We start from the raw sequence: 11879 nt of genomic DNA, 5'->3' as shown, positions 1-11879 counted from the left end.
TAGTCATGCTCAAAAAAATACCCAAGCTCCTCTCCCCCGAGCTGGTCCGTACCCTGATGGAAATGGGCCATGGGGATGAACTGGTCCTGGCAGACGCCAATTATCCGGGCCACGGGCTGCATTCCAGAGTGCTCCGGGCGGACGGCATTGGCATTCCCCGGCTGCTGGACGCGATCCTGGAGCTGCTGCCGCTGGATCATTATGTGCCGGCACAGGCGGCATTTATGGCTGTGGTGGATGGTGATCCTACCGTTCCAGTGATATGGGAGACGTACAAGGAGATCCTGGCCAAACATGACGCTGCGGCACAGGTGGAGTATGAGGAGCGTTTTGAATTCTACAACCGCTCGAAGCGGAGCTATGCCATCGTGATCACCGGGGAAGAGGCGCTGTACGGGAATATTATTCTCAAAAAAGGCGTGATCCCGCCGGATGCCGGGGCATAACAACAGATTCAAGTCTGCGTTATGTCACAGGATAAAGGATATTTCTTCACTTGACCTAATTAGGATTTAATTGTATTTCCTGCAGTTAAAAAGATGGTGAAAAACCGGATTGTCCGTTTAACTGTATCCAGTACAATTAAAAACAGCAGTAAGTCTTCTTTTACGAAATATGGTGGTTTTTAGCTGTACAAAGTGCAATTAAAACCCTCGCAGCGCAAAATTTGATCACTTTAGTTGTACAAAATACACTTAGGACCGGAGCGAACGACCGGTTACTGTAAATTGCTCATTTCTAGTATTGAGCCGGCCCTATACCCGGCAAACATAAACAAGTGCCCCGTACGCCATATGGCCGGGGCACTTGTTCATATTTCGTTATACATCCGCCGCAGCAGCTGTGCGCTGCCGTGCAGCTGCTCCTCAGGAGTGCTCTCCAGCAGGCCCTGAATATGCGGACGCTTATATTTCATGTAATGGAGCAGCGGAGCGAAGTTCAGCAATCCCTGTCCTGCGGGGACGATCTCAATCCTTCCGTCACTAATCGTGAAATCCTTCAGATGCAGGACTGCGATCCTGTCACCCAGCAGCTCAAGCGCTTCGGCAACAACCTGCTCCTGCTGCAGGTAGTTATCCGGCGTCATCAGATTGGCAGCATCGAATATAATTTGCAGATTATTGGAATCTACTTCGTCCAGCAGCCGTCTGGCCAGCTGAGCCGTGTGCAGCGGGTGGTTAATCCCCGCCTCAATGCCCACCGTTACCCCGAAACGTTCTGCTTCCGCAACCATTGCTTTAACAGAAGCCACAACTTGTTCAAAAGCTTCCTCAGTGAAATTATCCGGCGTATATCCCCGCCCCACGCTTCCTGTTTCGGTACCTACCAGGCTTGCACCGAAATCACGGGCCAGCCGCAGCTGGGTGCTGAAATCGTTCAATGCCTGTGCACGCCGGGCGGGATCAGGATCGATGATGTTTACATAGCAGCCGAGTACGGCAATCCTGATGCCGGCCTGCCTGAAGGCTTCGCCATAATAGGCAGCCGTTCCCGGACTGAGTGCGCCAAGTCTGGGCGCACTTTCCGGAAAGGACTTATGCAGCGCAAACTGGATAGAGGAGAAGCTCTGCTCTCTCAGCTTCTCAATCAGCTGCGGTAAAGGACAAGGGTTGAAATCATGGGCGCGGACGCCAAGATTAAACGGAACGTTCATATCGTTTTACTCCTTTGATCTGCAATTTCCCGCAAATAAGGCCGCCTGTGTCCGCAAGGGCACATGGCGGCCAATTCAAGCGAAGCGGTTACCGCACTACACCCGCAGATAAGGGTGCAGAGCGGATAGTCCCGCAGATTGTTCCATTGCTTCCGCAACCAGCGAAGCAATCCGCTGCGCGCCGACCTGCGAGAAATGAGTGTCATCCGTGATCCCGTCAGGATAGTTGGGATGACTGCCCGGCGGCAGATGCATGAACAGCTGCTGTGAGCCTTCGATTCCCAGCGAGCGGTAGAGCTGCTGCGAGGAGGCGAAGATATCGAGCAGCGGCGTTGCGGTCTCTGCTGCAACCTCGCGCATGGCCTGCGGGTAGGCTCCCACGGCCTCAGGATCAGGGTCACCCTCCGCGGTGAAGCGGCGGCGGCTGACGGAGGTCAGCAGCAGCGGGAAACCGCCGCGGCTGCGGGCAGAATCGATGAACACCTTGAGATTCTCGCGGTAATCGGTATCCGGATCCGTGTAACGCGCCGGATCTTCGAGCTTCTGGTCATTATGCCCGAACTGGATGAGCAGGAAGTCTCCTGCCTGGAAGTCCTGCTCGATCTCTGCGAGCCTGCCCTCAGCCAGGAAGGAGCGTGTGCTCCGTCCGTTCACGGCCCGGTTCTCGATCCGCACATCCGGTCCCACATGCCCGTGCAGAAATTCTCCCCATCCGGTCATCGGCGATTCAGAGGCTGCCTTCCGGGCAGCGGTAGAGTCTCCGGCGATATAGATTGTCGGCATCTTCAGCACTCCTTCATCGCGCGGTAACCTCCACCGAACTGCCGGAGGTCTGGAAGCCGAAATAGCCTGCTGCGTTATTGTAGGAGATATCCTCTACCATAGCGCCCAGTAAGTCTATGTCATCCGGTGCCTCGCCGCGTTCCGCGAGTTCACCGATCAGCTCGCAGAGCACCCGGCGGAAATACTCGTGCCGGGTATAGGAGAGGAAGCTGCGTGAATCGGTCAGCATGCCGACGAAGTTACCGAGCAGGCTGCCCTCAGCCAGCAGGGTCAGCTGCTGGCGCATACCGCTGCGCGTATCGTTGTACCACCAGCCGGAGCCGAGCTGGAGCTTGCCGGCAGTATCCTTCTGGTAGCAGCCCAGCAAGGCCAGCAGGGCAGGGTAGTCGCCGGGATTCAGCGAGTACAGGATGGTCTTAGGCAGGCCGCTGCCGCTCTCGGCACGGTCAAGCAGCTGCGACAGCGGTGTGGTCAGCGGCAGATCGTTAATGCCGTCGTATCCGGTATCCGGCCCGAGCTTCCGGAACATCGGCGTGTTGTTGTTGCGGTAGGCATGCAGATGAAGCTGCATGGTCCAGCCTTTGGCCTGGTAGAAGCCGATCAGTGCAGTCAGCAGCTCTGTGCGGTAGAGAGTGATTTCCTGCGGTGACAGCGCCGCACCCTGCAGTCTTTTGGCGAAGATCGCCTCTACAGCTTCCGGTTCACCGGCTTCGTAACGCAGCACATCGAGGGCATGGTCTGACAGGCGGCAGCCATGCTCATGGAAGAAGTCAACACGATTGCCCAGTGCCTCAAGCAAGGCTGCATAAGTCTTAACCGGCTGGCCGGCGGCTTCCTCCAGCTTGCCGATCCAGGCGCTGAAGCCCTCGGCATCGATGTTCAGTGCCTTGTCGGGACGGAAGGTCGGGAACACCTGGAACGCGGTCTCAGAGTCTCTGAGCAGCTTGTGGTATTCCAGCGAGTCTGCCGGATCATCGGTAGTACAGATTACCTTGACGTTCGAACTGCGGATCAGACCGCGCCGGGTGAACGCCGGTTCGGCCAGCTTGCGGTTGACCTTCTCCCAGATGGCCGGCGCAGAAGCTTCATTCAACAGCTCATTCACGCCGAAGAAACGGCGGAGCTCCAGGTGGGTCCAGCTGTACAGCGGGTTGCCGATGGCTTTCGGGAGCGTGCGGGCCCAGGCCAGAAATTTATCATAATCGGAGGCGTCCCCGGTAATATGCGATTCCGGCACCCCGTTCGCGCGCATCAGCCGCCACTTGTAATGGTCACCATAGAGCCAGGCTGCCGTCAGGTTCCCGAACGGTTTATCTTCATAGATTTCGCGCGGGTCCAGATGGCAATGGTAATCGACAATCGGCATTGTTTTGGCATGCTGATGAAAGAGCTGGCGTGCGGTATCGCTGGATAACATGAAATCTTCATTAAGAAACATGGATAAGATCTCCCTTTGCATGAATTTGGATAGGGTTTATAGCGTAACGCCGGTTTTGAAAATAGCCAGCTCACGGACTTCATTCTGCTCGTTCCGTGTTTTTTGGCCGCTGGCGACATCAATGATATAAGTAATGAATTCCTCCAGCACATCGGCCATCGGTGTTTCCAGCAGAGGACCGGCGTTGAAGTCCATCCAGTGGCCTTTTTTGGCAAAAAGATCGTTGTTGGTGGCCACCTTCACCGTAGGCACAAAGCTGCCGAACGGCGTTCCGCGCCCGGTCGTGAACAACACCAGCTGGCAATCCGAAGCTGCGAGAGCGGAGGCGGCTACCAGATCGTTGCCGGGAGCCTGCAGGAGGCTCAGCCCTTTTTTGCGCAGCTTCACGCCGTATTGCAGCACATCCACCACCGGCGAGGTTCCGGCCTTCTGGGTGCAGCCCAGCGATTTGTCCTCCAGGGTGCTGATGCCGCCGGCTTTGTTGCCGGGAGAAGGATTCTCGTATACAGGTTCGCCGTAGGAGAGGAAATACTGCTTGAAGTTATTGATCAGCGACACGATCTCTTCATAGACCTCATGGCTTTCTGCACGCGCCATCAGCATCTTCTCCGCACCGAACATTTCCGGCACTTCCGTCAGCACCGAGGTTCCGCCCTGGGAGATGATGAAGTCGGAGAACGCCCCCAGCAGCGGATTGGCTGTGATCCCGGAGAACCCGTCGGAGCCGCCGCATTTCAGGCCGATGTTCAGCTCACTGAGCGGAACCGGCTCACGGACATCGTGCTTCGCAGCCTCATACAGCTGCTCCAGCAGCTCAAGGCCGGCTTCTACCTCATTGCCCACCTCCTGGGCAACCAGGAATTTCACCCGCGACTCGTCATAATCGCCCAGCATGCTGCGGAATTCGGCGACAATGTTGTTCTCGCAACCAAGTCCGAACACGAGCACCCCGCCGGCATTCGGATGATTCACCGCGTCGAGCAGAATGCTGCGCGTCATGCGGTGATCATCGCCGAGCTGGGAGCAGCCGTAAGGATGCTTCAGCACCGTGAAGTTATCGAAGCCGCCAAGATCGGGATGCTCAGCCTTGAACTCCTGCAGCATTTGCTCGGCAATCCCGTTCACACAGCCGACCGTCGGGATAATGAACAGATCATTTCGGATGCCGACCTTGCCGTTACTCCGGCGGTAGCCCTGGAAGGTCAGATCACGGCGGGGGTAGGTAACCTGATGAACATCCGGCACATACTCATATTCCTCTTCGCCGGACAGATTGGTCTTGATATTATGCGTATGAATCCAGTCCCCTGCGGCAATCGGAGCGATGGCATGGCCGATAGGATAACCGTATTTGGTGATAACCTCATCAATCTGGAAATCGGCCAGGGCAATCTTGTGGCCCTGCGGAATATCCTGGGCTGCCTGAAGCGTCAAGCTGTCTATGGTGAGCTGCTCCCCGGCCGATATCGGCCGCAGGGCTACAGCTACTGTATCTCTGGGGTTCATTTTCATTAAGTGCTTCATGTTGGACCCTCCTAAGTTTTGTTAGTTATTGCTTAGCCGACAAGCTGCTGCAATGCGGCGCGGGAATCCTGTTGCTCCAGCTGCTGCAGATGGACGTTAATTTCAGCTTCCAGTCCAGTCAGCAAGGACAGATCCTGTCCCCACAGGCTGGTGTTGCTGAGAATGGTACCTGCGAAGCTTGCCGGATCACTCCATGCCTGTGTGAAAATCTCCAGGATTTCCGGACTGTCCTGCAGCGGCACACGGTCTCCCCGGTAGCTGAGCAGGAGTGCGGCGAAGGCGAGCGTAATCCGCTCCGGAAGCTTGCCGCGTTCCTGCTGATAGCGGAGGAGCACCGGGAGCAGCCGGGTTTTGAATTTGGAGATGCTGTTCAGTGAGATAGAGGTCAGCTCATGGCGGATGAACGGATTTCTGAACCGCTCCTGCACGGCACCGGCATAGGACAGCAGCTCTTCCGCAGGCAGATCGAGCATAGGAATCAGTTCGTCTTCGATCAGCTGCTTCACGAAGCGGGAGAACGTTTCGTCATTCATAACATCCTCAACGGTTTCCAGACCCGCCAGCAGCCCTAGAGGAACCATAGCCGTATGCGGTCCGTTCAGCAGATGAACCTTGCGCTCGCGGTATGGAGTCATATCAGGGGTGACCACAACATTCAGTCCGGCCTTGGCCAGCGGCAGCCGTTCAGCCAGTGATTCCGGTCCTTCAATGACCCAGAACAGGAAAGGCTCGGCTGTAACCATCACATTGTCCAGATAACCCAGCTCGGCTTCCAGCTCAGCGGCCTTATCACGCGGATAACCCGGAACGATCCGGTCAACCAGACTGCAGCAGAAGGTATTCTCCTCCTTCAGCCATTGCAGGAATTCCCCGCCCAGATTCCAGTCAGCGGCGTATTGCTGCACAATCTCCTGCAGTTTCTCGCCGTTGCGGTCGATCAGCTCGCAGGGGATGATGACGAAGCCTTTTTTGCCCAGCTCGAAACGGCGGTGGAGCAGCGCAGTCAGCTTGCCAGGGAAGCTCTTCGGCGGCGTGCCGTCTGCACGGTCGCCCGGAAGATAGGCAATACCGGCTTCCGTCGTGTTGGAGGTGATGAATTCCAGCTCATCCTTCTCAGCGAGCGCAAGGTAACTCTCGTAATCGGTATAAGGGTTAATTACACGGCTGACCGAAGAGATGATTTCCCGCGAGTTGACTGTCTGGTTATCCATAATACCGTTCAGCAGCACGGTGTAGAGATTGTCCTGGGCGGCCATGAATCCGCCGAGCCCCTGTTCAATCGGCTGTACCAGCACCGCGCTTCCGTTGAACAGACCTTGATTGTTCATCTGCTGCAGCTGCCAGTCCACGAAGGCGCGCATGAAATTGCCTTCACCGAATTGGATCATCCGCTCGGGATGCAGGGTTAACTCCGGGTGAGTGCTTCTGGATAAACGGTTTGTCATAATGGTCATGATCTCCTTTTAAAATATAATGTTAAAATGCACACGTTAACATTTTATTTTGAGCAGATCCGGAAATACCGTCATTGTAAGACGTTTCCGTGTCTGCTGAAAATACAAAACGGGCAAGCCGGGTAACCCGGCAGGTGCCGGTAATTCACTGCGGCAGAGCCTGCGCTCAGATCTTGGCGACAGTATCGCGTACCGTGAGCCCGGTCTTGACGAATAACTGCTGCGGTTCTGTCTCGGGCTGCAGCAGCAGCTGAATCAGCATTTTCATACCGAGTTCACTGATCTCTGCAATGGGCTTGCGGACGGTGGTCAGGGCAGGGTTCGTATAGCGGGCGAACATAATATCATCGAATCCGATCAGCGAAATCTGTCCCGGCACATCGACCTTATGGGCATAACAGGCGTTCATCGCGCCAATGGCCATATCATCATTGGAGCAGAATACAGCCGTAGGCTGATCCTCAAGGCTGAGCAGTGTGGTCATCGCCGCATAGCCGCTCTCGATGCTGTAATCTCCTGAAGCGAAATAATCTGGATTCAGCGCCAGACGGCCTGCGATCAGGCTGTCCATGAACCCTTGCTTGCGTTCGCTGGAAGATTTGAATCCGGGCTTCCCCTCAATAATAGCAAGCTTCCGGTGCCCTTGAAGCACAGCGTAATCAATTGCTTCCTTCACGCCTTCGCGGTCATTGGCTACAACATTCATAATGCCCGGGTCCTCCAGCTGGCGGTTCAGCACCACAAGCGGTATGCCCATCTTCTTCACATGATAGATGAAGGCATTATCCTCATCGCTCTGGCTCATGACCAGAATGCCGTCGAAACGCTGGGGCTGAATATTGCTGAAATTATGGACACCGTCTATTCCGTTAACCGTCAGATTGTAGTTCTCATCCAGGATATGCGTAATGCCTTTGATAGCATCAACCAGGAAGCTGGCTGAAGTACCCTGCTCAATGCTTGAGAAGAACAGCCCGATGGTGAACGATCTCTTCGTAACCAGACTCTTGGCGCTGTAATTCGGCACATAATTCATTTCCGCGGCGATTCGCTCAATCTTATCCCGGGTGACTTTCTTGATCAGCGGGCTGCCGTTCAGCGCTCTGGATACAGTCGTGTGGGAGACGCCGGCGACGCGTGCAATATCTTTGATGGTAATCATAATATCTCTCCGGGAAAACAGAATTGTTAACGATTTCAGTTTAGTGCTGCAGCCGCTTCAAGTCAAGAGTTTATTGAAATGCACACGTTAAAATTTTATCTGGAACATTGCTGCAGCCAGCGGTATAATCTAGAGATAAGAATAGATGTGTGCTGTGCACATGAATTGATCCTCATTTTTCCCGCTGAACATCACTGCAGGAGGTAATAAGCTGATTATGATAAGAACTGACTTTGGTGTCCGCATGGCGGATTCCATTATGGCCCGTACACCGAGGCTGTATGAAGACAGAGGATATGATGGCAGATGGTCCTATGATTACGGAGTAATTCTGAAGGGATTTCAGCTTCTATGGGAGCGGACGGGTGAACAGAAATATTATCAGTTCATCCGTGACAATATGGATTATTTCATCAGCGAAGAAGGTACGATCCGCGGCTACCGTCTGGACGAGTATAATATCGATCATTTGAATAACGGCAAGCTGCTGTTTGTTCTATATAAGCAGACAGGGCTTGAGAAGTACCGGCTGGCGGCAGAGCTGCTCAGATCACAGCTGAGAAGTCATCCCCGCACCTCAGAAGGTGTGTTCTGGCACAAGAGCATATATCCGAATCAGATCTGGCTGGATGGCCTGTATATGGGTTCGCCTTTCTATCTGGAGTATTTGCTAGCTTTTGAAGACGGTGAGGGACTGGACGATGTCACCCGGCAGTTTATCCTGAGTGCACAGCATACCAGAGACCACGAAACAGGACTGCTCTATCATGCCTGGGATGAAAAGCGCTTACAGCACTGGTGCGATCCTGCTACAGGCCTGTCGGCGAATTTCTGGGGACGTTCGCTGGGCTGGTACGTTATGGCGCTGGCTGACGTATTGGAGCTGCTGCCTGCGGATCATGCGGATTATAAGAAGCTAACCCGGATTTTTACAGGTACTTTATCTGCTCTGTCGAAGGTGCAGGACCGTGCATCGGGTGTCTGGTTTCAGGTGCCGAATCAGGGGAAGCGCAAGGGCAATTACCTGGAGGCCTCCGCTTCCAGCATGATCACCTATGCAACAGCTAAGGGGATCAGGCTCGGACTGCTCGGCAGCGGCTGGCACAAGATGCTGGACCGCGCAATGAACGGGCTGGTTTCCGAGTTCGTGCTGGAGACTGGAGAAGGCTGGCTTAACTTGAACAAAACCTGCCAGGTGGCCGGCCTCGGCGGAGCGGATCAGCGGGACGGCAGCTACGCCTACTATATAAGCGAGCCGATAATCACCAATGACCAAAAGGGATTAGGTGCTTTCCTGCTGGCTTGTGCAGAATACGAGTATTTGCAGCGCTGATCCGGGGTTACATCAGAATTATAAGGGGGAGAAAGCCATGCTGGTAGGCAAAGGGGAATTTTGCGATTATCCAACCATTCAGGCAGCAGTGGATGAACTTGAACGGGACCCGCTGGAGAAGCCGGTGACCCTGTATATTATGTCAGGGGTGTATGAAGAGGCGGTAAGGATTTACCGGTCCCATCTTAATATAGTGGGCATCGGGGAGGTGGTAATCACCATGAACAGGCATGCCAAGGAACTGGACCACTCAGGGGAAGAGCAGGGAACCTTTGCGACACCGACATTGTTCCTCGGCGGCCGGAGGCTGAAGCTTGAGAACCTGATCATTGCCAACACGGCAGGACAGGGGGAGAACATCGGGCAGGCTGTAGCCGTATCCGCCCATTGTGATGAGACCATTTTCCGGAACTGCAGCTTCAGGGGGCATCAGGATACGCTGTTCACCGGACCGTTGCCGCCGTATACCAAAGAAGGGAAGGCCTTTGGAGGCATTCCGCTTAAGGAGAAGCATGCCGTTTGCCGCCAGCTGTACACGGGTTGTTATATCGAGGGGACGATTGATTTTATTTTTGGCGGAGCAGCGGCTTATTTCGAGCACTGTGAGATCCGCAGTCTGCGTCATTATGACGATGGGCCGGGTTACATAACAGCGGCATCCACGCCGCAGCATCAGGAGTACGGCTATCTGTTCAACGAGTGTTATTTTACGGCGGACCCGGAGGTCAGCGGAGTCTACCTGGGCCGTCCCTGGCGCAGCTATGCCAGAACGGACGTGGTGAACTGCCGGCTGGGCGGCCATATTCATCCCTCCGGCTGGGACCACTGGGGGAACCCCGGGAATATGCAGACGGCCGTTTACCGGGAATACGGCATAGCCGCTGATGACCCTGTACGTTCTAAGCGTGCAGCCTGGGCGTATATTCCAGAAGAGAAGGAAGCGGCGGCAGGCAAAGAGCCCTTTTTTGCCGGGACGGACTTCTGGACAGCGGGAGGCGCGGAGCCTTCTATGAGCTGAAGCTATACAGACTGCGAATGTGCAGTCTGCTAGCAGGCAAAAGGCGTATGCATGGGCAAGCCATGTGTACGCCTTTTTGAATAGAGATGAATTTATATGTTCTGGGGTCCCTGCAAAGTACCTGTATCATCATCGAGGCTAAAGCCCCAAACAGGAAAATTCCGCCGGAAAGGGAAATTACAGCCTAAGCCTGTTAGCGGCGTGAGGCTTGATTGTGCTGGAATTTGGTGATATCGCGGGCATAATGCGAGACAGTACCGTCGAATCTTTTCAGCCGCACATATTCCTCGGAGAACTTTTCTACAATTCCGACTCCAACCTGGGAGTACATCCCGTCGGGGTCGAGCTGTAACGCGGACACGAAGGTCTGCGATAAAGCGGCAACCCAAAAATCAGCATTTTGGACAAGTGTCTGCGGCATAATTCCAGCTCCTTCCATTCATAATTATAAATATGACGTTGTAGAATCTTAAACACTATTCTACGACAGGCAGCGGATTTTGAAAATAGGATTTCTTTTCTGAAATAGTTGAAAATATTACCCGTTCATTGATGAAGGGGAGGGAGGTTATTCCTGCGTGGTGTTGAGAGAAAGAAGACTTTTCTGGTTGTAGTGAAGTTTAACGCTGAGCCTGAGGTGGGGTATACTTATTTTGCACATCATGATGTATTGCAGTTTAGCCATGAGATTACGCCGGAAGGCTAGAGGCAAGGAGTTACAGATTCGCAGCTGAAGCATTATGTACAAAGATAAGAATTTATAGGTCATGCAATAAATGTTCCTTATCTTTCTCGCTGAAACGGATACAGTCCTTTAAAGGACGGCATAGGCGTTTCCGCTTGCAATGGAATAAACATACGAAGTAAGGTGGACGGCAATATGGAAGAAGAAACGCGGCTGGCGCGGGATATATTCATCCGGCATCTGGGCAGTGCAGCACGAATGCATCGTGAAGGTGCCCTGAAGCAGTACAAACAATACGGCATTACCCGGGAAATGGAGCTTCAATGGTTTCAGGAGATGATAGCGGAAGGTTGCGGAAGCCTGTCGATCCGGGACTGGGAGGCTGTTGCCGGGCTTGAGGCCTTGTCCAAGAACTATCAGGACGCGGTAATTGTGGACAAGACAGCTTCATTCGCTTCCCGCAATCTGATGAGCGCCGATAGTATCGTCAGACTGATGTATGCCGAAGCACTGGTGGACATCATCCGCGCCCATAAAATGGTGATTACCCGCGAGCTGCTGTTCAGCGCCTGCCGGGTGACCGTGCAGCTGCTGGAAAGTGTGGTAAGTCAGCCGCTGGTGACAGACCCCGGCCATGAGCTTCAGCAGCTCGGGCTTAAGGATAAACGGGCGCTGAACAGCCGGGCGAAGAAAAGCATTGAACAAGTGGAGCAGCTGATTAACTGAACGGTATAACCGTTGTGTATCCAGTCTACAAGCTTCCCACAATACATTACCGGCTCTAACATGACATAAGGCTGTCCAGTTAATTATGTTACGCTGTTCTGA

At 54.0% G+C, this 11879-nt stretch carries 11 protein-coding genes; 4 read left to right on the top strand and 7 right to left on the bottom strand.

The window, feature by feature from the left end; translation table 11 throughout:
* Positions 1 to 5 precede the first annotated feature (5 nt).
* Entirely contained in the window at positions 6 to 446 is a 441-nt protein-coding gene (fucU, locus tag PBOR_RS24150) for an L-fucose mutarotase (protein ID WP_042216112.1), read from the top strand.
* A gap of 365 nt (positions 447 to 811) precedes the next feature.
* Here the strand turns inward: fucU and PBOR_RS24145 are convergent, their stop codons facing one another.
* The 6 genes from PBOR_RS24145 to PBOR_RS24120 form a co-directional block, all read right to left on the bottom strand.
* Positions 812 to 1654: a sugar phosphate isomerase/epimerase family protein gene (locus PBOR_RS24145; protein WP_042216110.1), complete on the bottom strand. Its 843-nt coding sequence runs from the start codon at positions 1652 to 1654 to the stop codon at positions 812 to 814.
* Between the two features lie 96 nt (positions 1655 to 1750).
* Positions 1751 to 2437 carry a rhamnogalacturonan acetylesterase gene (locus PBOR_RS24140; RefSeq protein ID WP_042216108.1) on the bottom strand — a complete coding sequence of 229 codons (687 nt, stop codon included), beginning with the start codon at positions 2435 to 2437 and terminating at the stop codon, positions 1751 to 1753.
* A gap of 13 nt (positions 2438 to 2450) precedes the next feature.
* Positions 2451 to 3875, bottom strand: a complete 1425-nt coding sequence (uxaC, locus tag PBOR_RS24135; protein ID WP_042216106.1) for a glucuronate isomerase — start codon at positions 3873 to 3875, stop codon at positions 2451 to 2453.
* A 36-nt stretch (positions 3876 to 3911) separates the two neighbouring features.
* The gene (locus tag PBOR_RS24130) at positions 3912 to 5399 is read right to left on the bottom strand and encodes a UxaA family hydrolase (RefSeq protein ID WP_042216104.1); all 1488 of its coding nucleotides are present in this window, start codon (positions 5397 to 5399) and stop codon (positions 3912 to 3914) included.
* 32 nt (positions 5400 to 5431) lie between these two features.
* The gene (locus PBOR_RS24125; RefSeq protein ID WP_081972161.1) at positions 5432 to 6844 is read right to left on the bottom strand and encodes a tagaturonate reductase; all 1413 of its coding nucleotides are present in this window, start codon (positions 6842 to 6844) and stop codon (positions 5432 to 5434) included.
* Between the two features lie 175 nt (positions 6845 to 7019).
* Positions 7020 to 8015, bottom strand: a complete 996-nt coding sequence (locus PBOR_RS24120) for a LacI family DNA-binding transcriptional regulator (RefSeq protein ID WP_081972160.1) — start codon at positions 8013 to 8015, stop codon at positions 7020 to 7022.
* Between the two features lie 217 nt (positions 8016 to 8232).
* On the opposite strand from PBOR_RS24120, the gene PBOR_RS24115 reads away from it, so the two are divergent.
* Positions 8233 to 9348: a glycoside hydrolase family 88/105 protein gene (locus PBOR_RS24115; RefSeq protein WP_042216098.1), complete on the top strand. Its 1116-nt coding sequence runs from the start codon at positions 8233 to 8235 to the stop codon at positions 9346 to 9348.
* A gap of 37 nt (positions 9349 to 9385) precedes the next feature.
* A complete protein-coding gene (locus PBOR_RS24110) occupies positions 9386 to 10366 on the top strand; it encodes a pectinesterase family protein (protein ID WP_042216097.1) in 981 nt (326 codons plus the stop codon).
* A 193-nt stretch (positions 10367 to 10559) separates the two neighbouring features.
* On the opposite strand, the gene PBOR_RS24105 is transcribed toward PBOR_RS24110, so the two are convergent.
* The gene (locus PBOR_RS24105) at positions 10560 to 10787 is read right to left on the bottom strand and encodes a hypothetical protein (protein WP_052421961.1); all 228 of its coding nucleotides are present in this window, start codon (positions 10785 to 10787) and stop codon (positions 10560 to 10562) included.
* Positions 10788 to 11246: 459 nt separating this feature from the next.
* On the opposite strand from PBOR_RS24105, the gene PBOR_RS24100 reads away from it, so the two are divergent.
* On the top strand, positions 11247 to 11777 hold the full coding sequence (locus PBOR_RS24100) for a hypothetical protein (RefSeq protein ID WP_042216095.1): 531 nt from the start codon (positions 11247 to 11249) through the stop codon (positions 11775 to 11777).
* Positions 11778 to 11879 lie beyond the last annotated feature (102 nt).

Source organism: Paenibacillus borealis, from assembly GCF_000758665.1.
Classification (GTDB): domain Bacteria; phylum Bacillota; class Bacilli; order Paenibacillales; family Paenibacillaceae; genus Paenibacillus_AQ; species Paenibacillus_AQ borealis.
Note: the sequence above shows the minus strand (reverse complement) of the source record. Positions and strands in the feature narration are given on the sequence as shown.